This is a genomic window from Parolsenella sp. LCP21S3_E11 (assembly GCF_052118165.1).
Classification (GTDB): domain Bacteria; phylum Actinomycetota; class Coriobacteriia; order Coriobacteriales; family Atopobiaceae; genus Parolsenella.
In genome coordinates this window covers 700,785-721,685 of the sequence record NZ_JBQKHS010000001.1, presented here as the reverse complement: position 1 = coordinate 721,685, position 20,901 = coordinate 700,785, and the positions used below count along the sequence as shown (strand labels likewise).

Here is a 20,901-nt window from a genome sequence, read left to right as displayed (position 1 = left end):
CTCGAAGGGACGTCTGACTCATGTCGATTAACTACCCCGTTCTCGTTGCTTATCTCGTTATCACGTTTCTAGTCTGCGGCATACCGTTTGGCAAGATCATTGCGAGGGCGAGGGGCGTTGACATTCAGAAGGTAGGCTCCGGCAACATCGGAACCACGAATGTCGCTCGTGAGATTGGTAAGGGCGCAGCCGCCCTCACGTTGCTTCTTGACGCCGGAAAAGGCGCGCTTGCCACTGGTCTCGCCCTTTGGTTCTTCCCTGCATTCATCACCGGCGCCGCCTCTGTAGCGCCTCATGGTGATATGGCATGGCTCGAGGGGCTGGTTACCCTTGCTGCCATCTGCGGCCACATCTTCTCGCCCTTCCTCCACTTCCATGGCGGCAAGGGCATCGCCGTGGGCGTGGGCACCCTCCTCGGCTTTGCTTGGCCCGTGGGCCTCTTGGAGCTCGCCATCTTCCTCGTTATCGCCGTCGCGTCGAAGAGAGTATCAGCGGGCTCCGTAACCGTGGCCGCCATTCTGGGCCCGGTCTTTGCGCTCATATATGGCCCAAGCCTTGGGCTCGACCTTCTTCTCGAGCTTGCGGGCCTCGTCGTTGTGTGGGCTCATCGGTCCAATATCAAGAAGCTCATCAACGGGCAAGAGAAGGAGTTCTCCTTCCACAAGCGTGGCGACAAGCCCGCGCCTGATGACGACACCATAGGAGAATCCAAATGAACGCACGCGCCGCGGTCATAGGTGCCGGTTCATGGGGAACCGCCTTCGCCGGCCTCGTAGCCCAAAACGTTAATGAAGTGCGACTCTGGTGTCACAGCGCCAAAAGTGCGGACGCAATCAACGGGACGCACCATAACCCCCGGTATATCGCGGACTATGAGCTTCCGGCGAACGTTTTCGCCACCAGCTCGCTAGGAGAGGCGGTATGTGATGCAAGCGTTGTTGTGCTCGCACTGCCCTCCGTCCATCTTCGTCGAGTGTCCGGCGAGCTAGCGGAGTTCCTGACGCGCGACGTTCCCGTGATCACCCTCACAAAGGGCATCGAGGCCAAAACCGGAATGCTCATGACCGAGGTGGCTGCAGACGAGCTCGGTTCTCCCGAGCGCTTCTGTGCCCTTTCTGGTCCAAACCATGCCGAGGAGGTTCACCTCGGCATGTACTCCGCTGCCGTACTCGCAGGTGTTGACTCCAGCCTGACGCGTTCGCTTCTCGACATTGTGGCAACGCCGAAATTCCGCGTCTATGTATCTCCCGACGTAAGGGGAGTGGAGACCTGCGGAGCGGTTAAGAACGTCATCGCCATCGCCTGCGGCATGGCCGCTGGCAGCGGGCTCGGAGACAACACGCTCGCGGTCATTATGACGCGTGGCATCGCCGAGATCGGCCGCGTCGTGAATGCACTGGGCGGAGACCCCATGACGTGCATGGGCCTTGCCGGCATGGGGGACCTTGTTGCCACTTGCACTTCAGAACACTCCCGCAACCGTCGTTTTGGCGAGGCATTTTCTCGTGGGATGTCGCTCCAGGACTTCGAGCGCGAGAGCCATATGGTCGTCGAAGGCGCAAACGCGGTGATTTCCGTTCGTGAGCTGGCTCACAAGATGGGAGTCGACGTTCCCATCACAGAGGCAGTCTGGAGCCTCGTTCACGGTGGAGTCGCCCTTGATGACGTTGTCGAGAAGCTCGTTGGAAGACCTCTGACTCACGAGTTTTACGGCATGGGCAAATATAACTAGAATTAGGCGCCGTGAATCACAACACATGGCATCACGAAAGGACATAGCATGCTCAACGACGTAATGATCGCCCCCTCCATCCTCTCGGCCGATATCGCGAATCTCGCGAAAGACCTCGAGGCCATCGCCACTGCTGACTATGTCCACGTCGATGTCATGGACGGCCACTTCGTTCCCAACCTCACGTTTGGAACCAATGTCGTGAAGGCCGTCAAGGCCAGCACCGATGTTCCCGCTGACGTTCACCTCATGATTTCTAACCCGGACGAAATGGCCGTTGAGTATGCGAAGGCTGGCGCTGACCTCGTGTCCTTCCACGTCGAGGCCGCCACGCACGCTCACCGCATCGTCTCCGCGATTCATGATGCTGGAGCAAAGGCCGGCATGGTCATCAATCCCGCTACGCCCGTGAGCTCTCTCGAGGCCATCATCGAAGACCTCGACCTCGTCCTCGTTATGTCCGTCAACCCCGGCTTCGGTGGACAGAAGTTCATTCCTGGCTCCCTGCGCAAGGTTGCCCAGGTCGCGGCTCTCGCTGCCGAGCGCGGCGTGAATCCGATCATCGAGGTTGACGGTGGCTGCAGCGCGGCCAATGCTGCCGATCTCGTTGCCGCCGGTGCCACCATGCTCGTTGCTGGCAGCGCCGTTTATGGCAAGGAGGATCGTGCCGCAGCTATCGCCGAAATTCGCGCTGCTGGTCGCGAGGGTCTCACGAAGAGGGCTTAATTCCATATGAGCAAGCGCTACACCTATCTAGACTATGCCGCCTCGGCCCCACTTCGACCGGAGGCCCGAGATGCTTGGCTTGCCTACCACGAGAAACCCGGCTCGGAGGCTAATCCCAACTCGCTCCATTCGCTCGGCCGTGAGGCAGCGCGCGAGCTCGAGGCTGCCAGAAGAACGATAGCCACCTCCATCGGCTGCGGGTTCCGTCCCGGCGAGGTCGTGATCACATCCGGTGGTACGGAGTCCAACAACCTTGCCGTGCTTGGCATGGCGGAGGGCGCTCGGCGCAAGAGCTCAAATAAGAAGAAGAGGGTCATTCTCTCCGCCATCGAGCATGACTCAGTTCTTGACGTGGCGACGCTGCTGAGATCCCGTGGATTCGAAGTCGAGCTTGTGGGTCCAGATCACAATGGCGTCGTTCAGCCCGACGAGCTCGCGCGCGTCATGGGGGAGAACTGTGCCCTCGTGAGCGTCATGGCGGCCAACAACGAGACGGGCGTCATACAGCCCACGGCGAAGCTCGTCGAGGTCGCCCACGCCGGCGGCGCGGTCATTCACGTTGACGCCGTCCAGGCCTTCGGCCGCATTCCCCTTGACGCAGCCAAGGCGGATGCCGTCTCCGTCGCAGCCCATAAGATCGGTGGTCCGCTCGGCGTCGGCGCGCTCGCGATTCGCGCAAGGTGCCCCTTCGAGGCGCAAAGCCTCGGTGGCGGCCAAGAGGGCGGTAAGCGCCCCGGAACCCAGGACGTCGCCGGCGCCGTCGCGTTCGCCGCGGCCTGCCGCGTCGTCATGCGCGACCTGACCACAGTAAGGCCCAAGGTCGCCGCGATGGCGAACAAGGCCTACTCACGCCTTTGCGCAGAGGGAACCGGCATCCTTCCGACAACCCAGGCCTTCGTTGATGACACGCGCATGCCCGGCATGATCAGCGTCATGGTCCCCGGGATGGAATCAGAGACCCTCATTCTCAAGCTCGATGACCTTGGGTTCGAGGTTTCCGCGGGCTCAGCCTGCTCGTCAGACTCCCTCGATCCGAGTCACGTCCTCTCCGCCATGGGCGTTCCAAGAGATCAGGCCCTTGGCGCGCTTCGCATCAGCTTCGATGAGCGCATGAACGAGGAAGATCTCGATGCGTTCTGCGACGCCCTGCTAAAGATCGTTCGCAAGGAGTAAGTCGATACCCGACGGGGCCTGTGCGGCCCCGTCTTTGTTTCTACGAGGAGGTAGCATGCTCGTCAGCGATATCGTCAATCTGCTCTTCTCGCAGTATGACGTAACTCTTGCTGAGCCGTGGGACAAGCCTGGCCTATCCGTTGGCTCACCAAACGCCAGGGTTGAGGCGATCGCGTGCGCGCTCGACCCGACCCCCACCAACATCAGGCTCGCGAAGGAGTCTGGCGCGAACGTCCTCGTCACCCACCATCCGGCGTTTCTCGATCCTCCTTTTCCCATTACGCCGGAACCAGGCACGAGCTCTATTGGCGGAGCATCGGTCTATGAGGCGGCAAGACTCGGCGTGTCGCTTATCGCCATGCACACCAACCTCGACCGCTCCAAGGACGCGCTCGACCTCATCGCCGGCAAACTGTCGCTAGGGCGCATCGGTCGTCTGCAAGAGCCCGATGGCTTTGGAGCCCTGCTCGACGCCTCATCCCTTACGCTATCCGAGCTCGCCAATCGCGCCGGCAAGGCATTCGCTTGCACGCCCGTCGTATGGGGAGACCCTGACACGCCTCAGGATAGAATCGCCTTCTGCTCCGGATCGCTCGGCTCACTCGGCCACGATGCCATCCAGAAGGGCCTGAGTTGCGTTATTGCTGGGGAGGCCGGATATCATCGCCTCCTCGAGCTCTCCGAGGCGGGAGTTGCCGCTATACTTTTGGGTCATGACGCTTCCGAGCTTCCCTTTGCAGGCCTTCTTGCAAGGACACTGTCTCTCGGGGCGCCTGACACGCGAATAATAACCTTAGACGAGAGCCTGCGTTGGCATGCGTGGGGCACTGGAGAGTGAGAACTATGTCAGAGGCAACCGCGCTGCTGAGGCTCCAGGAGATTGACCTCGAGCTCATGAGGTCGAAGAAGGTAGCTCAGGATCTTCCCCAGAGGGCAAAGGTCGAGGCCGCAAGGGCCGCGGTCAAGAAGGTCATGGGCGAGCTCACAAAGATCGTCGGCCAGCGTAAGGACATCGAGATCGAACTTCAGGATCACGAGGAGGACAAGGTCTATTACGCGGACAAGGTAACCGAGATTCAGGAGAGCGTTTCCAACGGCACCTATCGCGATGCGCAGAATTTCGAGGCCGCCCTTGCGACCCTCGCAAAGCGCATCGAAAAGGCTGAGTTCGACTCCAATGCCCTCGTAGGCCAGCTCGAAACCGTCGAGCGCGCGGAGAAGAACGCTCGCGACCTCGTTGCCAAGCTCGAGGCCGAGGAGAAGGCCCAGACGGATTCGTTCAAGGCGGACGTCGAGTCCATTCGAGCCCACGTTTCCGAGCTCGCCAAGGAGCGCGAGGGTGTTGTCGCCCAGATCAGTGACCAGAATCTCGCCGCTTATGACGCGGCCTGCAAGCGCTTCGGCGGAATTGCCGTCGAGACCCTCGTTGGCAATCGTCCCTCGGTCTGTCGCGTTGCGCTCCAGCCGAGCTCATATACGGATATCCGTCGTTCGAACGCCGAGGTTACGACGTGCCCCTATTGCAAGCGCATGCTCGTCATCTCCAAGGAGGAGTAATCATGATTGAGGGGGAGAGCTCTCGCTCTCGTAAGGTAGCCCTATTCGTGACCGGAGGAATCGCCTCATATAAAGCCTGCGAAATTCTGCGTGGGCTGCAGAAGAACGGTTGCGACGTCCGAGTCGCAATGACCGAGGCGGCTACGGAATTTGTCGGCCCCAAGACATTCGAAGCCCTCACCGCGCACGAGGTTTATCTCGACGTATTCGAGAGCTCCTCTCCCATTCCGCACATCGAGCTAGCAGAGTGGGCGGATATCGCCCTCGTCGCCCCGGCAACCGCAAACGTCATGGCGAAGATGGCCTATGGCATCGCCGACGACATGGTTTCGACTGCGCTTCTGGCATGCTCCTGTCCGATAATCGTGGCTCCTGCCATGAATGTCCATATGTGGGAGAATCCCGCCACCCAGCAGAACGCCGAGACCCTTGAGTCCCGCGGCGTCTTCCTGGTTGGGCCCGCGACCGGCAGGCTTGCTTGCGGCGACACCGGCACCGGCAAACTCGCCGAGGTTGACCAGATCGTCTCCGCAACGCTCGCTAGGCTTCGCGCCTCGTCCGATCTCGCGGGAAAGCACGTCGTCATCACCGCTGGCCCCACGCATGAGGCAATCGACCCGGTTCGCTACCTCTCGAACGCCTCGTCCGGCAAGATGGGCTATGCGGTCGCCGAGGCAGCGGCCGCGCACGGCGCACGCGTCACGCTCGTCTCCGGTCCCGTCGCGCTTCCTGCGCCCACGGGGGTTGCGGTGGTTCACGTCACGAGCGCGCAAGAGATGCTCGATGCCACCGTCGACGCATTCGCCACGGCTGACGCTGCAATCCTTGCCGCGGCAGTAGCAGACTATCGCCCTGCCGTCCAAGCGGACCACAAGCTCAAGAAGGGCAAGGAAGACCTCAGCTCGATCGAACTCGTCGAGAACCCCGACATCCTCGCCACCATATCGAAGGACAGGGGCGATCGCATCGTCATTGGCTTTGCCGCTGAGACGAACGACGTCATCGACAATGCCAAGAAGAAGCTCGCGCGCAAGGGCTGCGACCTTATCGTCGCGAATGACGTTACGAGAGCGGACTCCACCTTTGGTTCTGACACTGACAGCGTGACACTCGTCGGCGTTCACTCGGAAACCGAGTATCCCTGCATGCCCAAGGCCGAAGTCGCCAACGTCATCGTGAGCGAGCTCGCCCACATGCTTGAGCCTGAGGTTCCCGTCACTGACGCCACAATAGTTCTCCCCGTTGGCGATAACAACGCGCGTGAGGAAGAGCAGGACAGCACGTGTTAACGCTCGGCTGTCATCTCTCCACCTCGGGCGGGTTTGAAGCCATGGCAAAGCGCGCCGTCTCGATTGGCGCCACCACCTTTGCCTACTTCACGCGAAACCCTCGCGGTGGCTCTTCAAAAGAGCCAGACCCAGAAGACCTCCGGAGGTTTTCGGACATCGCTAGAGAATCCGGCATTGGCACCCTCGTCGCGCATGCTCCTTATACCTTAAATCTTTGTTCCGCCAAACCGGACGTACGGGAATTTGCCCGCATGGCCATGAGGCAGGATCTCGAGCGGATGGAATTGCTTCCGGGCAATTTTTACAACTTCCATCCCGGATCGCACGTTGGCCAAGGAGCCGATGAGGGCATCGCTCTCATCGCAGAGGGGCTCAATTCTTCCCTCGTATCCGGACAGCGCACGACCGTACTTCTTGAGACCATGGCGGGTAAAGGGACCGAGGTCGGCAAGAGCTTTGAGGAGCTGGCTCGCATCATTGATCTCGTCGACCATGACGAGCTTGTCGGTGTGTGCCTCGACACATGCCACGTGAGTGATGGCGGTTACGACATCTCCGCTGACCTCGATGCCGTCCTGGACGAGTTTGATCGCGTGTTGGGAATCGACAGGCTTCGTGCGCTCCACCTCAATGACTCTAAGAACCCCCTCGGCTCTCATAAGGATAGGCACGAGCGTCTCGGCCTGGGACACCTTGGGCTCGAGTGCTTCGCCGGCATCGTTAATAACCCGAGGACTCGCGATCTTCCCATGATTCTCGAAACCCCCAACGAGCTCGGCGGCTACGCTGCGGAGATTCATGCGTTGAGAAGGCTAGCGGACGGAGCCGACACGCAGATGGTCATGGAGGAGCTTTCGTCTGAAAGAGACTGCTAAGAAAGGCAAGACCCACGTGGGAATTCTCATAGGCTGTGAACACGTCGAGCACGAGTGGCCCGGCAAGCGCGCCCTCAACGACGTCACAATCGGCGTGAACGAGGGAGACCGCATCGGGATCGTCGGCAAGAACGGCGACGGAAAGTCGACGCTCCTGCAGTTGATAGGCCACGTGTTTGAACCGGAGGACGGTAACGTCACCTGGCGTGGAGGCATTACCGTCGGCATGCTCGGCCAATCCGACAACCTCGACGACGACATGCCCGTCTCGCACGAGGTGGTAGGTGACGTGCCGGAATACGAATGGGCTTCCAATGCCGAGACAAGGCGCATCATTGCGGAGCTTATCGGTGACGTCGACTGGAACGCCAAGGTTGGGACGCTCTCCGGCGGTCAGAGAAGGCGCGTAGACCTCACGAGACTCCTCATTGGTTCCTATGACGTCCTTCTTCTCGACGAGCCTACAAACCATCTCGACATGGGAGCCATCACCTGGCTCGCTAGCCACTTGCGTCACCGTTGGCAAAGCGGCGTGGGGGCGCTTCTAGTAATCACCCATGACAGGTGGTTCCTCGACGAGGTGTGCGAGAGCATGTGGGAGGTCCACGACGGCGTGGTCGAGCCCTTCGAGGGCGGATACTCGGCCTATATCCAGCAGCGAGCGGAGCGCGCCCGTCAGGCGGCCGCAACTGAAGAACGCAGGCAGAATATCCTCCGCAAGGAACTTGCCTGGCTATCTCGTGGAGCCCAGGCTCGCTCGAGCAAGCCAAAGTTCAGGATCGAAGCGGCGCGGGCGCTCATCGCAGACGAACCACCCCTGAGAAACCCCCTCGAGCTCAAGCGCCTCGCCGTAAGCAGGCTTGGAAAGCAAGTTTTCGAGCTCAAGCAGGCTTGCGTAGACTATGAGGGCAGGCGCGTCATCGATCACGTCGACTGGCTCATTGGCCCCGGAGACCGCTACGGAATCCTCGGCGAGAACGGCGCCGGCAAGACCACGCTCCTTCGCCTGCTTGACGGCAAGATTGCCCCCACGAGCGGTCGCGCCAAGATGGGTAAGTCCGTCAAGCTTGGCATTCTCTCCCAGCACATTGATATGCTCGCCGATAAACTCGACTGGCGCGTGCGAGAGCTTCTCGGCACGTATAAGCGCACGTATGTGATTGGCGGCAAGGAGTACACGCCCACCAAACTCCTCGAGAGCCTCGGCTTCGACAAGCGTGAGCTAGACACACCCATTGCGGACCTCTCTGGAGGCCAAGCGCGCAGGCTGGCGCTCATGTGCGTGCTGCTCGATGAGCCCAACGTTCTCATTCTCGACGAGCCGGGTAACGACCTTGACACCGATATGCTCGCCGTCATGGAGGACCTGCTCGACACGTGGCCAGGAACGCTCTTGCTTGTCACCCACGATCGCTACCTTATGGAACGCGTGACCGACGATCAGTTTGCCCTCATAAATGGGAAGCTGAGGCATTGTCCAGGCGGGGTTGACGAGTATCTCTCGCTGATTGGAGAGCGCCATGGCTCCGGAGATGTTTCCGGTCACGGTCCTGCGCCCAAGGCCCCCATATCCACGTCTGAGGGCAGCAATAGCTCAGCGTCCGCCCCTGTAAAATCGACAAGTGGCCTTTCGAGCTCAGAAGAGTGGAAACTTAAGAAGCAGCTTTCGAGCGTCGAACGCAAGATGCAAACGCAACGCGCACGAATCGAGGATCTCGAACACGCGATGGGGGAGGTCGACCCGACGGATTACCTCGCTCTTGAGAAAGCTCAATCGAATGTCGACGACGCTCGCGAGGCACTCGATGCACTCGAAATGGAATGGCTTGAGCTTAGCGAAGTCCTTGAGGGGTAACCTGGGCTTTTATGCGTAGCAAAGAGATACGCGCAAACAAATTTCAATTTTCTTGAAATTAGTCCTTGCGCGTTATCCGCACGGATGTTAATCTCTTTTCTGCTGCGGTTGAGCAGCAACGGGTGGTGGCGCAGTTTGGTAGCGCACTTGACTGGGGGTCAAGGGGTCGCTGGTTCGAATCCAGTCCACCCGACCAGAATTTGATGAGACCGGCGGTTTTCCGTCGGTCTTTTTCTTTAGCCTATCTATTTGTTTCATCATGGCTTAATCGATGTGCACATTACATTTATCCAAAAGCGTGACCTATACACTCAATGATGTACGAATCCAGCTTGCCAGCCTGGGCAGAGCGAGGGGCCTTGGCTAACAATTCCGTCACGTTTCCGAAAGAGAAGACTGGTCCTGATAGGACGGTAAAGCGATGGGGTATCATCGACTAAGCTTGCGCCGTATCCCATGGCGCTTGTATCGGGGGAGTAAGATTTGAAGTTCAAAGATTGGCTCGAGTACAAGGTTAGTCGTGGGTTTGAAACTGATATAGAAGCTCCGGTGGGCAGCTCGGATAACCCTTCAAACAAGATTCTTACCGTTGCTAACGGTGTAACTCTATCGCGCATGGTTCTGACGATTGTTTTTCTCGTCATGTTCAGCCTGAGAATCAATCGCGTCGCTTCGATCGTCATCTACATCGTTGCGGCTTGCACCGATTGGATGGACGGACAAATTGCCCGCCGCACGCAGACCGTAAGCTGGTTTGGCAAGCTACTTGACCCAGTTTGCGACAGATTGCTGCTCTTTACCGGGGTTCTCGGCCTCGTCATCACCGGCGAGCTTCCCGCTTGGGTTGCAGTTCTCATTATCGGTAGGGATATCTACCTTGCCATAGGATCGCGCATCGTCGCCAGGTTCCACGAGCGTCCAATCGACGTTGTGTACGTAGGCAAGATCGCAACCGCGCTCCTTATGACGGGATTCTCATTCCTTCTCCTCGGAGCCCCCGTTATCGAAGGACTCAACCTTGTGTCTGCTTCCTGGCTTCCCGGTCTTAATGACGTTGGCGGCTCAATTGGCCTCCTCTTCGTATATGGTGGATGCATCTTTTCCTTGCTTACGGCGTATGTCTATACGGCAGAAGGCGTAGCAATCGTCCGCGAATCGAAGAGGCGTAAAAAGTGTGGTCTATAACGGTTAAGCGCTCTAGAAAGCTCGCCATTTGTGGCGCCATTCTCGTTGCGGCGCTGACGCTTTGCTATGCCCCGACCAACGCTATGGCAGTTGAGTCTAAGCCCAATTTAACCGAGGCTCAGTCAGCCATGGTGATTGACGCCCAAGGCAATGTCCTTTACGAGAAGAACCCTGACGAGGAAATCAATATGGCCAGCGTCACGAAAGTGATGACCGCCGTCGTCGCTCTCGAAAGCGGCGTTTCCCTCGATACCGTATGCAACCTATCCGCCCCAGCGCTCGACGAGAACGCAATGGTTGCTGGATATCAGTCTGGGGATACCTCTACGCTTCGCGACCTTCTCCGAGCCGCACTAGTCTACTCGGCAAACGATGGTGCCTACGAGGTCGCCGTCGCCGTTGCTGGTTCAGAGGACGATTTCGTCCAGATGATGAACGACAAGGCGGCAGAGCTCGGGATGAACAATACCCATTTCGAGAACTCCCACGGCCTCGATGCGGAAGGTCACCACTCGACCGTACATGACCTCACCATCCTCGCGCGCTATGCCATGACAAAGCATCCCTTTATCGCAGACACGGTACGCCAGACTGAGGTTACGGTCCCAATTGGCGGAAACAACGTTACGCTGCCAACGGTTGACACCCTACTCTATAGTTATCCTGGCCTCCTTGGCATTAAGACGGGTACCGGAAACCACGTCACCGCATTCCTTGGCTGCGCCAGAAGAAATGGGTTGACGCTTTACACGAGCGTTCTAGGCTGTCAGACGAAGGAAGGCCGCTTCACTGATACCGCCTCGCTTCTTGACTGGGCATTTGGCACGTATGACGCGCATTCTTACGCCAACCCCCGTCTCCGTGAGGGGTGTCGCACGTTTGCCTATAACTTCGCCTTCTCTTGCGTCGTTTCTCCTGATTCGTATGCCACTGGGCTCTCCTGGCCTGACGGGGGAGACATCTCTTGCAAACGCATCATTCCACGGGATCGTCTCTTTGTCTCTGGGGACACAGTCGAGGTGCGTCAGTGGACACAAGGCGAGCATATCGTGTCAACGTGCTCATACTCTGCGCGCAACCAGCTTTGCCACACCGTAAGCGGATTTGGACTTAATGACACGATTTTCCCCTGGCTATCTGTAACTCAAGCTGCCTAGGAGGTCCTCATGTACTCGATTACGTGCGATTCCGCCCCGAGGACGCAAGGTCCCTTCTCTCAAGGCACAAGCGCGGCAAGATACGTCTTTGTGTCTTCGCAGCTACCCGTCGACAAGGATGGCATATGCCACACCGACGATGCCGTCGAGCGTCAGACGGAACGCTGCATCGATAATGTTGCCGCCGTCCTAGCTCAGCTCGACCTTACTTTGTCCGAAGTATCTAAAGTCACTATTCATCTCGCGAGCATCGAAGACCTTGACGCGGTCTACACCGTTTGCGAGAATCGCTTCGAAAGGCCCAGGCCTGCATGCTCAGTCTTTCAGGTTGCAGCGCTGCCCCTTGGCGCAAAGGTCTCGATTGAGGCCATCGCCTGCCGGTAGGGGTACAATGAATAGACAACGACGCGAGGGAGACACCATGCAGAACAACATTGATAAGCCTGAGTCTGACGCTACTGCCATCTTCTGCATGCCGTCCTCAGATGCCACTGTCCCGGATCTCATGGGTGGAGTGCGTCCTAGCAACCCGACGCTCACCATCCTCAAGGGCCCTCAGACCGGCCAGACCTTCGAGCTAGCCACCCCGGAGATTTCCATTGGTCGCGATCCGTCGAGTGACGTCTTTTTGAATGACATGACCGTCTCTCGACACCATGCAAAGATTTCAATCACAGGCAATGTTGCTACCGTCGTAGATCTTGGCTCTCTTAACGGCACATGGGTCGATGGCGCTATTGTTAACAGCTCCGCGCTTGCTGACGGTTCAACCATCCAGGTTGGCACCTTCCGCATGGTGTATCACACCGTGCGCGCCCCGAAGATCGCTACGAGCGAGTAGCCAGATGGCCGACGCCGGCTATCTCACCATAGGAAAGGTCGTCTCCAAGCTTCAGGAGCAATACCCCGATCTTTCCGTTTCAAAAGTTCGCTATCTCGAGGACGAGGGACTTCTGACGCCATCAAGAACGCCAGGGGGATATCGTCTCTATTCCGCGCGTGACATCCAGCGCCTCGAGACAATCCTCTATCTTCAGAAGAGCCGCTTTTTGCCCCTTAGCGTTATCAAGGATGAGCTTGACGGCAAAAAGGGGAATACGGACTCCACGCCTGAAGAAGGTACCGAGGCCACTTCAGACCCCATAGACCCCACGCTGTCCGTAAGCCCAGAGGCAGAGCGCGAGATGCACCCCATTGATAGGATTCCGGAAGTTGCGGGCGTTCCCATCTCTCTCGTTCGCAAGCTTGCGGATTGTTCAATTATCAAGCTCGTAAAATCGCCTGCCGGTAGAGATCTCGTTCGGGGGAGCGACCTTCGCCTCATTCGAGCTTGCAACGAACTCGCACGCTTTGGCATTGAGCCGAAGAATCTCCGCCAGTACCTCGCAGCCGCGAATCGTGAGATACCCATGTTTGAGCAGGCACTAGCTTCGCTCTCTCGCCATCAGGGCGAAACTCCGGACGAGCGAAGGCTTCGACGAGAGGCGGCTCTTGACCGAATGCTTACGCTAACAGGTGTCGTACGAGGTTCAATCATGCGCAGAGAGTTGATTGACGATTAGCTGGTTGCCGGGCATTATGGCCCGCTGTATTATTCACAAATTTACACAAGGAGACATCATGAGCGAAGATTACGAGGCACGCTTCCCGTACGAGAATCTCATCGTCGACATTCCTGACTATCCGGAGCCTGGGGTCATCTTCAAGGACGTAACCCCTCTCATCTCTAACGCACAGGGCCTTGCGGCCTGTGTTGATGCAATCTCCGATCACTTCCTTGGCAGGGGGATTACCAAGGTCATTGGATCTGAAGCGCGCGGTTTTCTCATCGGCGCACCGGTTGCTTATCGCCTTGGTGCCGGTTTCGTCCCTGCACGCAAGCCAGGCAAGCTTCCTCGCGAGGTTTATACGGAGAGCTACGCCCTTGAATACGGAACTGACAAGCTGCAGATTCACACCGACTCCATGACCTCCGACGACAAGGTCCTCGTGATTGACGACCTTATTGCAACCGCGGGCACCGCCCTTGCCACGGCACGCCTCGCCGAACAGACAGGCGCTACGGTCATTGGCTTTGCGTTCATCCTAGAGCTTGCGTTCCTCAATCCGCGCGAAGCCCTTGCCAAGGAATACGATCGAGAGATTTTCTCACTCGTCAAGGTTAAGTAGGAGCGTCACATTCGTGGCTAGTGAAACCAAAGACCCCATTCGCAGGCGTTTGTCAAAGCGATTCCAAGTCAGCCTCGTATGGGAAGGCGCTCTCGTTGGCCTTCTCGGAGGGTCAATCATCACTCTCTATCGGCTTTCTCTCACCTGGGCTGAAAAGACGATGAGATTCCTTACTGGCCACATTACCTCTAGCCCTTTTCTCGTTATTGGATGGTTTGCCGCTCTTGCGATTATGGCTCTCGTTGTAGCCACGCTCGTGCGTTTTGAGCCGGCTACCTCGGGTTCCGGAATTCCTCAAGTTGATGCCGAGGTAATGGGCAAGTTAAGTGCGCCTTGGCATCGCGTCATTGTTGCGAAGTTCCTCGAGGGAACCGTGGGGGCATTTGCCGGCCTGTCTCTTGGTAGAGAGGGCCCCTCAGTACAACTGGGCGGTATGGCGGGCAAGGCCGTATCCAGAGCCTTCAAGCGTGGAAGGGGAGAGGAGCGTCTGCTCGTCACATGCGGGGCAGGTGCGGGTATGGCCGCGGCGTTCCATGCGCCCCTTACCGGCGTCATGTTCGCCCTCGAGGAGATCCACAAGACGTTTAATGCACCGCTGATCATCTCGGTCATGATGAGCGCGGTCATGAGCGACTACGTTGTCTCTCAGGTACTTGGTCTTTCTCCGGTCATCAGCTTCACGCTCATCGAGAACATTCCCCACGAGGCATATGCGCTGCTCATCGTCTTCGGAATCATGATTGGAGCAATCGGGGCACTGCATAACCTAGGCATGTTCGCCATTCAGAATGCTATGTCTCGCATCAAGCTGCCGAATCCGCTTCGCTACATTATTCCGTTCATGCTTGCTGGCTTTGTTGCCATCGCAGCCCCAGACCTCATGTGCGGAGGAGACGCGATCCTCGAGCTACTTATGCGTCCCCAGGGGCTAACGCTTGCCGCCCTCATGCTGATCTTGCTCGGGAAGTACCTCTTTACCGGAGTCTGCTTTGGAGCAGGTACGCCTGGCGGCACGTTGTTTCCACTGGTGGTTATGGGCGCTCTTGTCGGCGCAATATTCGGCAATGTGGCGACCAACCTATTTGGAATGCATCAAAACCTCGTCATGAACTTCATGGTTCTAGGAATTGCCGGCCTATTTGCCGGTGTCGTAAGAGCTCCCGTCACCGGAGTCGTTCTCGCATTTGAACTAACTGGTAGCCTCGACGCACTCCTTTCGCTATCCATCGTGAGTGTCTTTGCGTACGTAACCGCCAATCTGCTCCAGATCGATCCCTACTATGAGCATCTTCTCGCCAGGTTCCTCGGAATCAGCACCAACGAAACTCACGAGCATTGGGGTGGACACGGTAGGCAAATTCACAGTTACGTTGTTGAAGCGAGCTGCAACGCAGCCAATAAGGCGATCTCAGAGATACCCTGGCCTGAACACGCGCTTATTGTATCCGTTCGCCGTCATGGCCGTGAGCTATTGCCTAACGGCGCTCTAGTTCTCGAGGAAGGTGACCGGATTCTTGTCCTTATGGACGAGAAAGAGGGAGACGAATCCGAATCGACGGTTCGGATGCTTTGCCATGGGACATTTGTGCCAAAGGAAAGAGCCTAAGACCGGAAAAGGTATCGAATCTAAATCACTTTGTCATGAAACGGGGGCCGCGAAGCAGTATCGCGGCCCCCGTTTGGTTGGGATGCCTTGTTCTTTTAACATCATCCATGCACGCAAATACTATTAGCAGCTACTTTACATAAGATATATTATCGTTATTAAATAACAGATTGAGGAAAGGGGAGTCGGGAGCCAATTCATGTTTCTTCAAGTTGCTAACTAATTAGGGCAACGCGCGTAATCGTAACGAAGACTGAAGCAGCGACGGCGAATGGATTCGACACGATAAACGCACGTAAGCTGTTAGCCGCAACCAAAAGTCGTTAGCAAGACACGGACATCGTCGTGCTTATCAACCCATGAGTGCACACAGGTTTTTATTAGATGCTATCCAAATAGCGCATTGTAGATTGAGCAGCGACGGCGCCATCAGACACCGCAGTTACCACCTGCCTGAGCGGCTTTTCGCGAACATCACCAGCACAGAATAGCCCTGGCGTCTTCGTAGCCATGGAATCATCCGTTATTATCGAACCGTCAGCGGCCAAATCAACGAGACCAGCAACCAAAGCAGCGTCTGCATCATGGCCAACCGCAACAAAGATGCCAAATGAGCCGGGATCACATTCTATGGTCTCAACTTCATCATTCACTAAGCTCCTGAGCCTAATCTTGCTAGGAAGCATTTCTCCTTCGATCGACTCTATTTTAGTTTGGTACCTAACTGAAATAGAGTTCGTATTCGAAATCTTGTCTTGCAGGCTCTGAACGGCACGCATCCGGTCCTTGCGAACGACCATCGTAACCTGTTTACCCATCTTGGAAAGGTAAAGGGCCTCTTCGCATGCCGTGTTGCCACCACCGACAACATAGATATCCTTGCCACGATAAAACATGCCGTCACATGTGGCGCAATAGGAAACGCCTCTCCCACGGAACGAATCCTCACCGGCAAACCCAGCCATGCGCGGTTGAGCACCTGCGGTATAAACGACAGCCTTTGCCTTAAGGGTCACACCGTAGCATTCCAGCTCAAAACCATCTGCTGTTTTCGAAAGGCTTGTAACCTCATCCTGAAGAATCGAAGCCCCGAGCGATTTTGCGTGTTCATAAAGCTGTTCGCCTAGGTCACGACCAGTTATTTGAGGCAATCCAGGATAGTTATCGACTTCAGGCGTGGTGGAAATCTGACCGCCGAATGCACCCCTCTCGACCGTTATGGCATCAATGCCATAACGCGTGGCGTAAAGAGCACAGGCGAGGCCGGCTGGGCCTCCGCCGACTATGACAAGGTCATGACTCTCAGTGGCGATCATGGGCTGTCAGCTCCTCAAAGACGGCAAATAATCGAGTTCTATCTACGCAACACCGCTTGAACCGAAGCCGCCAATCCCTCTGTCGGTCTCATCAAGCTCCTCGACCTCGGACAGAGTGACCGCCGGGACTTTTTGGATAACCAGCTGAGCGATTCTTTCGCCCCGTTCGATATGAATCGTCTTCTCGGGATCAAGGTTAATGGCGCAGACCTTAAGCTCTCCACGATAATGCGAATCAATAAGACCAGGTGTGTTAGCCATAGAAAGGCCCTCGCGCAAGGCAAGCCCACTCCTAGGCTGAACAAAGCCGGCATAACCTTCCGGAATCGCAATCGCAAGACCCGTAGAAACGAGCCTACGCTCGAACGGCGCAAGGCTTACATCTTCAGAAGAGCGAAGATCGAGTCCCGCATCACCTTGATAGGCATAGGCGGGAAGTTGCACGGACTTATCAAGCCTTTTGATTGGAAGAACGATCTCGTCATTGTTCATTAGACAGTCTCCTCAGCTCGGCGGAAAACTCGTCGATATCTTTGAAGTCACGATATACGGATGCGAAGCGAACGTACGCGACCTTATCTATGTCGGCAAGGCGCTTCAAAACCATCTCACCAAGAGCGCTAGACTCCACCTCGGTAATACCGTGGTCACGGAGATCGGACTCGATATCAACAATGATGGAGTCCAAAACATCGACAGGAATATCGCGCTTGACCGTCGCCCTAACAAGGCCGCGCATGATCTTCTCACGATCAAAAGGCTCTTTGGTACCAGAGTGCTTTAAAACAACGAGCGGCAGTTCCTCGCGGCGCTCGTACGTCGTAAACCTGAATCCGCATTGCGTGCACTCGCGACGACGCCGAATCGAATCGTTGCTCTCCGCAGGACGGGAATCGACAACCTTTGACTCTTCGCAGCCACACTTTGGACAGCGCATGGTACTCCCCTCGATAATACATTCTCAAGGAAAGATACCATAAGCAGCCATTATCTGAACTAGAAGACGCCTCGAGTAAATGCCCAGAAGGCAAGAACAACGATAGAGGTGACGATGAATGCCAGCATGCCACCGAGCTCTTCGCGAGCACCAAGGCTCGGAGCATTCAGAGAAGCGACGTTGGGCCTCAAATTCTCTGAAGCAGGCAAAGCAGTAGATTTGCCGCCACCAATGACGGTGAAGTTAGCAGCAGCCTGCGGCTTAAGGGCAGATGTGCCGGACACGAAATACATATCGTTCGTCATAATCTTAAGTCCTCCCCAATAAGCAACTTTTACAGCATCTATCTAACTTCATCTTGCGGACATTAATCTATGCCTGAACATTTGTTCTATAAGTAGAATACTCGTACGCTTGTTCGTGTCAAGTAGAAATAAGAACATTTGTTTGAATGCAAAAGCGAACGGGTGTATGATTGCTCAAAACAAAGGAGGAGACATGCCCAAAGAGAAAATCACCAAACGTCAGCAGCAGGCGTTCGAATTCATTTGTGCCTTTACCGCGGAACATGGCTATCCCCCTTCAGTTCGAGAGATAGGCTCAGCTATCGGCCTCTCCTCGCCCTCGACCGTCCACTCCCATCTCCACAAGCTCGAAGAAGCCGGCTACATAAAAAGAGATCCGAATAAGCCGCGTACGATTGAAATCTGCGAAGATGCCAAAACGCGAGCCAAACAAAGCCCAAAGCTTGTTGAGGTAAAGCAGGACGTCAACACAAATACGGTGACTCTACCGCTCGTTGGTCGCGTAGCCGCAGGCTTGCCCATTCTCGCCGAACAAAACGTTGAGGAAGTCATGACCCTGCCCACGAACGTTGTGGGCGACTCGAGTTCCTTCATCCTTCGCGTCCGCGGCGAATCGATGATTAATGCTGGCATTTTTGACGGCGACTACATCGTTGTCAGAGAACAACATGACGCCCATAACGGAGAGATTGTCGTCGCCCTCATTGAAGACTCCGCAACCGTTAAAACCTTCTACAGGGAAAAGGATCGCATTCGCCTTCAGCCCGAGAATGACACGATGGAACCCATCTACGCAATTAACCCAACGATCCTCGGCCGCGTCACCGGTCTTTTCCGTTCCATGTAGGTCAGCATATGGTTTCAAACCTGCATACGGTTTCAAGCCAAAGAGTACGCGGTTATGATGTCCTGCGAGGTTTTTCCGTCATATCGATGGTCGCGTTTCATGCTTGCTATGACATTGTCTATCTCTGGGATATTCGTTTAGGCTGGTTTAGAAGCCCGTTGCAGGACGTTTGGCGGGCCTCCATCTCGTGGTGTTTCCTGCTCGTCGCGGGAATCATGTGTAGCTACTCGAGAAACAACCTGAAGCGGTCCCTAAAGTACCTATTCGTCGCAGCCATCATCTGGATTGCGACGACGTTGATTTCCGTAGACACACCTATTAGCTACGGGATCATTTATTGCATGGGCTTCAGCTCACTTCTTGCTTCGGTACTAAATGAGCTCTTTCGCAAAATACGATATGCATGCGCAATCAAGCCTGACGGTCTTGTCTCGCACCCCTCAAATGGATCGAAATCAGTTCAACTCGCAATTGCAGCGGTAACGCTATTCTTGGCCTTTTTGCTAACCCTAGAAGTGCCGCAAGGCAGACTTGGGTTAGGCAGCTTTGGCGGGCCTTACGTTACGCTACCGAAGGGCCTCTACACGACAGAGATGCTGAACTGGCTGGGGTTTCCAGGGCCATTATTTGCTTCGGGTGATTACTATCCGCCAATCCCCTATTCGCTTCTGTTCCTCGTGGGGTCAGCACTCGGCCTAAATATGAAGCTCCGTGGAGTACCCAGTATCTTAAATAAGATGAGATGCGCTCCTCTAGAATGGATTGGCAGACACGCCCTGGAAATCTACGTGGTTCATCAGCCAATCGTTCTAGCGCTTCTCACCTTGGTCTTAGGCTAGACCTTCGCACTGCTAAATGGAATCAGAATCCCCCACCTGATAAGGCACGAGGGTCGCAGCCATACGAGCAGAGACCCTAGCCGTGACGAGTAGACCCCCGCCTCGATACTGCTCGCGGATAACCTGGCAGCGCTCGTGAACCATCTTCATGAGAATGCCCTTTTCATAAGGAATGAGCGCCGTAAGGGTCGTATCTCCAGCGCTCGCCTCCTCCGCGATCCTGTGAAGGAGCGCCGCCAAACCCGTTTCCTCTTCAGCAGATACGAATACGGCATCAGAATGATGGGTGCGAAGACTCGAAAGGTCATCAGCATCGAGCAAATCGCACTTGTTGAACACGAGCACTCGACGAATGTCCTTCGCCCCTATCTGATCGAGAATCTCGTTGACGGCGTCACGCTTCTTCTCCCAATTGGAATCACTAGCGTCAACGACCTCAAGGACAAGATCGGCCGCCTTCACCTCGGCAAGAGTGGACTTAAAGCTCTCGATAAGGCTCGTGGGTAGCTTTTGAATAAAGCCGACCGTATCGGTAAGAGTTATCTTGCGTCCTTCAGCCAAATCGATAGAACGAGTCGTGGGGTCAAGCGTCGCAAATAGCTCATCCTTTGCATAGACGCCAGAATCGGTCAGCGCATTAAGCAAGGTTGACTTGCCGGCATTCGTATAGCCCGCCAACGCAACGCGCCAAACACCTGAGTCCCAACGCGCCTTGCTCTGAGTCTCACGACGTGTCTCGAGCTTTACAAGTTCGCGCTTCAGCGCGGAGATTCTATCCCTGACCAGTCTGCGGTCAACCTCTAGCTGGCTCTCACCCTGGCCAAACCTGCTACCAATACCTCCACGAGTCTGCTCGCCCATGAGATGGCTCCACATGCCACGAAGGCGCGGAAGCAGATACTGCAGCTGTGCAAGTTGAACCTGAAGACGTCCCTCTCGGGTCTTGGCATGCCTGCCAAAGATATCAAGAATGAGCGCCGTTCGATCAATGACCTTAACCGGATCACCAAAGATGCGTTCAAGATTCGACTGCTGAGACGGCGAGAGCTCATCGTCAAACACAACTACATCGACATCGAGCCTGCGAACCGCAGCGGCGATCTCATCGGCCTTACCGGAGCCAACGAACGTCTTCGGAGAAGGGGCGTCGAGTTTTTGAGTCTCCCGACCAACGACCACACCATCTGCAGTAGCAACAAGTCTCTCGAGCTCATCGAGGGAGTCAGCCATGGGCCAATCGCCCTTGCCAGTATCCACTCCCACTAAGAGAGCCCTTTCTGGAACCGGAGCCGTCTCAATATACTTGAATCTCGGCATGACCGACCACCTCTAA

The 20,901-nt window shown here is 56.2% G+C and carries 23 protein-coding genes and 1 tRNA gene; 19 read left to right on the top strand and 5 right to left on the bottom strand.

Annotated features, from left to right (window positions below; genetic code table 11):
- Positions 1-20 precede the first annotated feature (20 nt).
- From ACTQ1Z_RS03170 to ACTQ1Z_RS03090, 17 genes are all read left to right on the top strand, one after another.
- Positions 21-716, top strand: a complete 696-nt coding sequence (locus ACTQ1Z_RS03170) for a glycerol-3-phosphate acyltransferase (protein ID WP_320678994.1) — start codon at positions 21-23, stop codon at positions 714-716.
- Complete coding sequence (locus ACTQ1Z_RS03165; RefSeq protein WP_441858634.1) at positions 713-1,732, top strand: NAD(P)H-dependent glycerol-3-phosphate dehydrogenase; 1,020 nt, start codon at positions 713-715, stop codon at positions 1,730-1,732. The genes ACTQ1Z_RS03170 and ACTQ1Z_RS03165 overlap by 4 nt, the downstream gene beginning before the upstream one ends.
- A 48-nt stretch (positions 1,733-1,780) precedes the next feature.
- A complete protein-coding gene (gene rpe, locus ACTQ1Z_RS03160; RefSeq protein ID WP_320678997.1) occupies positions 1,781-2,458 on the top strand; it encodes a ribulose-phosphate 3-epimerase in 678 nt (225 codons plus the stop codon).
- Between the two features lie 6 nt (positions 2,459-2,464).
- Entirely contained in the window at positions 2,465-3,631 is a 1,167-nt protein-coding gene (locus ACTQ1Z_RS03155) for a cysteine desulfurase family protein (protein WP_441858632.1), read from the top strand.
- A 55-nt stretch (positions 3,632-3,686) separates the two neighbouring features.
- Entirely contained in the window at positions 3,687-4,469 is a 783-nt protein-coding gene (locus tag ACTQ1Z_RS03150; protein WP_320679000.1) for a Nif3-like dinuclear metal center hexameric protein, read from the top strand.
- A gap of 5 nt (positions 4,470-4,474) precedes the next feature.
- Positions 4,475-5,188, top strand: a complete 714-nt coding sequence (locus tag ACTQ1Z_RS03145; protein ID WP_320679002.1) for a zinc ribbon domain-containing protein — start codon at positions 4,475-4,477, stop codon at positions 5,186-5,188.
- A gap of 2 nt (positions 5,189-5,190) precedes the next feature.
- On the top strand, positions 5,191-6,477 hold the full coding sequence (gene coaBC, locus ACTQ1Z_RS03140; RefSeq protein ID WP_441858630.1) for a bifunctional phosphopantothenoylcysteine decarboxylase/phosphopantothenate--cysteine ligase CoaBC: 1,287 nt from the start codon (positions 5,191-5,193) through the stop codon (positions 6,475-6,477).
- Positions 6,471-7,352 carry a deoxyribonuclease IV gene (locus ACTQ1Z_RS03135; protein ID WP_441858628.1) on the top strand — a complete coding sequence of 294 codons (882 nt, stop codon included), beginning with the start codon at positions 6,471-6,473 and terminating at the stop codon, positions 7,350-7,352. The genes coaBC and ACTQ1Z_RS03135 overlap by 7 nt, the downstream gene beginning before the upstream one ends.
- Before the next feature lie 16 nt (positions 7,353-7,368).
- A complete protein-coding gene (locus tag ACTQ1Z_RS03130; protein ID WP_320679006.1) occupies positions 7,369-9,207 on the top strand; it encodes an ABC-F family ATP-binding cassette domain-containing protein in 1,839 nt (612 codons plus the stop codon).
- Between the two features lie 119 nt (positions 9,208-9,326).
- A tRNA-Pro gene (locus tag ACTQ1Z_RS03125) sits at positions 9,327-9,403 on the top strand.
- A 287-nt stretch (positions 9,404-9,690) separates the two neighbouring features.
- Positions 9,691-10,392 carry a CDP-alcohol phosphatidyltransferase family protein gene (locus ACTQ1Z_RS03120; RefSeq protein WP_320679007.1) on the top strand — a complete coding sequence of 234 codons (702 nt, stop codon included), beginning with the start codon at positions 9,691-9,693 and terminating at the stop codon, positions 10,390-10,392.
- Between the two features lie 83 nt (positions 10,393-10,475).
- The gene (locus ACTQ1Z_RS03115; protein WP_441858625.1) at positions 10,476-11,549 is read left to right on the top strand and encodes a D-alanyl-D-alanine carboxypeptidase family protein; all 1,074 of its coding nucleotides are present in this window, start codon (positions 10,476-10,478) and stop codon (positions 11,547-11,549) included.
- A 9-nt stretch (positions 11,550-11,558) separates the two neighbouring features.
- Positions 11,559-11,933 (top strand): RidA family protein, encoded by a 375-nt coding sequence (locus tag ACTQ1Z_RS03110; RefSeq protein WP_441858623.1) that lies wholly within the window; start codon positions 11,559-11,561, stop codon positions 11,931-11,933.
- A gap of 37 nt (positions 11,934-11,970) precedes the next feature.
- Positions 11,971-12,390 carry an FHA domain-containing protein gene (locus ACTQ1Z_RS03105; protein ID WP_441858621.1) on the top strand — a complete coding sequence of 140 codons (420 nt, stop codon included), beginning with the start codon at positions 11,971-11,973 and terminating at the stop codon, positions 12,388-12,390.
- A 4-nt stretch (positions 12,391-12,394) separates the two neighbouring features.
- On the top strand, positions 12,395-13,111 hold the full coding sequence (ftsR, locus tag ACTQ1Z_RS03100) for a transcriptional regulator FtsR (RefSeq protein WP_320679013.1): 717 nt from the start codon (positions 12,395-12,397) through the stop codon (positions 13,109-13,111).
- A 58-nt stretch (positions 13,112-13,169) separates the two neighbouring features.
- Complete coding sequence (locus tag ACTQ1Z_RS03095; protein WP_441858619.1) at positions 13,170-13,718, top strand: adenine phosphoribosyltransferase; 549 nt, start codon at positions 13,170-13,172, stop codon at positions 13,716-13,718.
- 13 nt (positions 13,719-13,731) lie between these two features.
- The gene (locus tag ACTQ1Z_RS03090; RefSeq protein ID WP_441858617.1) at positions 13,732-15,324 is read left to right on the top strand and encodes a ClC family H(+)/Cl(-) exchange transporter; all 1,593 of its coding nucleotides are present in this window, start codon (positions 13,732-13,734) and stop codon (positions 15,322-15,324) included.
- A 380-nt stretch (positions 15,325-15,704) separates the two neighbouring features.
- On the opposite strand, the gene ACTQ1Z_RS03085 is transcribed toward ACTQ1Z_RS03090, so the two are convergent.
- From ACTQ1Z_RS03085 to ACTQ1Z_RS03070, 4 genes are read right to left on the bottom strand one after another with little or no spacing between them, the layout of a single operon-like run.
- The gene (locus ACTQ1Z_RS03085) at positions 15,705-16,640 is read right to left on the bottom strand and encodes an NAD(P)/FAD-dependent oxidoreductase (protein ID WP_320679016.1); all 936 of its coding nucleotides are present in this window, start codon (positions 16,638-16,640) and stop codon (positions 15,705-15,707) included.
- A 42-nt stretch (positions 16,641-16,682) separates the two neighbouring features.
- Complete coding sequence (gene dut, locus ACTQ1Z_RS03080) at positions 16,683-17,132, bottom strand: dUTP diphosphatase (RefSeq protein WP_320679017.1); 450 nt, start codon at positions 17,130-17,132, stop codon at positions 16,683-16,685.
- The gene (gene nrdR, locus ACTQ1Z_RS03075) at positions 17,122-17,577 is read right to left on the bottom strand and encodes a transcriptional regulator NrdR (RefSeq protein WP_293814164.1); all 456 of its coding nucleotides are present in this window, start codon (positions 17,575-17,577) and stop codon (positions 17,122-17,124) included. The genes dut and nrdR overlap by 11 nt, the downstream gene beginning before the upstream one ends.
- Positions 17,578-17,636: 59 nt before the next feature.
- Positions 17,637-17,882, bottom strand: a complete 246-nt coding sequence (locus ACTQ1Z_RS03070; RefSeq protein ID WP_441858614.1) for a hypothetical protein — start codon at positions 17,880-17,882, stop codon at positions 17,637-17,639.
- 193 nt (positions 17,883-18,075) lie between these two features.
- On the opposite strand from ACTQ1Z_RS03070, the gene lexA reads away from it, so the two are divergent.
- Both lexA and ACTQ1Z_RS03060 read left to right on the top strand, forming a co-directional pair.
- Positions 18,076-18,729, top strand: a complete 654-nt coding sequence (lexA, locus tag ACTQ1Z_RS03065) for a transcriptional repressor LexA (protein WP_320679020.1) — start codon at positions 18,076-18,078, stop codon at positions 18,727-18,729.
- Positions 18,730-18,737: 8 nt separating this feature from the next.
- Positions 18,738-19,568, top strand: coding sequence for a heparan-alpha-glucosaminide N-acetyltransferase domain-containing protein (locus tag ACTQ1Z_RS03060; protein WP_414153549.1), 831 nt, complete (start codon positions 18,738-18,740; stop codon positions 19,566-19,568).
- 12 nt (positions 19,569-19,580) lie between these two features.
- Here ACTQ1Z_RS03060 and hflX read toward each other — a convergent pair whose 3' ends face one another.
- Positions 19,581-20,885 carry a GTPase HflX gene (hflX, locus tag ACTQ1Z_RS03055; RefSeq protein ID WP_320679021.1) on the bottom strand — a complete coding sequence of 435 codons (1,305 nt, stop codon included), beginning with the start codon at positions 20,883-20,885 and terminating at the stop codon, positions 19,581-19,583.
- Positions 20,886-20,901 lie beyond the last annotated feature (16 nt).

Excerpts from the sequence above, each read along its gene's own strand:
- ACTQ1Z_RS03170 (WP_320678994.1), top strand. The coding sequence starts at position 21 with ATGTCGATTAACTACCCCGTTCTCGTTGCTTATCTCGTTATCACGTTT.
- ACTQ1Z_RS03165 (WP_441858634.1), top strand. The coding sequence starts at position 713 with ATGAACGCACGCGCCGCGGTCATAGGTGCCGGTTCATGGGGAACCGCC.
- rpe (WP_320678997.1), top strand. The coding sequence starts at position 1,781 with ATGCTCAACGACGTAATGATCGCCCCCTCCATCCTCTCGGCCGATATC.
- ACTQ1Z_RS03155 (WP_441858632.1), top strand. The coding sequence starts at position 2,465 with ATGAGCAAGCGCTACACCTATCTAGACTATGCCGCCTCGGCCCCACTT.
- ACTQ1Z_RS03150 (WP_320679000.1), top strand. The coding sequence starts at position 3,687 with ATGCTCGTCAGCGATATCGTCAATCTGCTCTTCTCGCAGTATGACGTA.
- ACTQ1Z_RS03145 (WP_320679002.1), top strand. The coding sequence starts at position 4,475 with ATGTCAGAGGCAACCGCGCTGCTGAGGCTCCAGGAGATTGACCTCGAG.
- coaBC (WP_441858630.1), top strand. The coding sequence starts at position 5,191 with ATGATTGAGGGGGAGAGCTCTCGCTCTCGTAAGGTAGCCCTATTCGTG.
- ACTQ1Z_RS03115 (WP_441858625.1), top strand. The coding sequence starts at position 10,476 with ATGGCAGTTGAGTCTAAGCCCAATTTAACCGAGGCTCAGTCAGCCATG.
- ACTQ1Z_RS03110 (WP_441858623.1), top strand. The coding sequence starts at position 11,559 with ATGTACTCGATTACGTGCGATTCCGCCCCGAGGACGCAAGGTCCCTTC.
- ACTQ1Z_RS03105 (WP_441858621.1), top strand. The coding sequence starts at position 11,971 with ATGCAGAACAACATTGATAAGCCTGAGTCTGACGCTACTGCCATCTTC.
- ftsR (WP_320679013.1), top strand. The coding sequence starts at position 12,395 with ATGGCCGACGCCGGCTATCTCACCATAGGAAAGGTCGTCTCCAAGCTT.
- ACTQ1Z_RS03095 (WP_441858619.1), top strand. The coding sequence starts at position 13,170 with ATGAGCGAAGATTACGAGGCACGCTTCCCGTACGAGAATCTCATCGTC.
- ACTQ1Z_RS03085 (WP_320679016.1), bottom strand. The coding sequence starts at position 16,640 with ATGATCGCCACTGAGAGTCATGACCTTGTCATAGTCGGCGGAGGCCCA.
- dut (WP_320679017.1), bottom strand. The coding sequence starts at position 17,132 with ATGAACAATGACGAGATCGTTCTTCCAATCAAAAGGCTTGATAAGTCC.
- nrdR (WP_293814164.1), bottom strand. The coding sequence starts at position 17,577 with ATGCGCTGTCCAAAGTGTGGCTGCGAAGAGTCAAAGGTTGTCGATTCC.
- ACTQ1Z_RS03070 (WP_441858614.1), bottom strand. The coding sequence starts at position 17,882 with ATGACGAACGATATGTATTTCGTGTCCGGCACATCTGCCCTTAAGCCG.
- lexA (WP_320679020.1), top strand. The coding sequence starts at position 18,076 with ATGCCCAAAGAGAAAATCACCAAACGTCAGCAGCAGGCGTTCGAATTC.
- ACTQ1Z_RS03060 (WP_414153549.1), top strand. The coding sequence starts at position 18,738 with ATGGTTTCAAACCTGCATACGGTTTCAAGCCAAAGAGTACGCGGTTAT.
- hflX (WP_320679021.1), bottom strand. The coding sequence starts at position 20,885 with ATGCCGAGATTCAAGTATATTGAGACGGCTCCGGTTCCAGAAAGGGCT.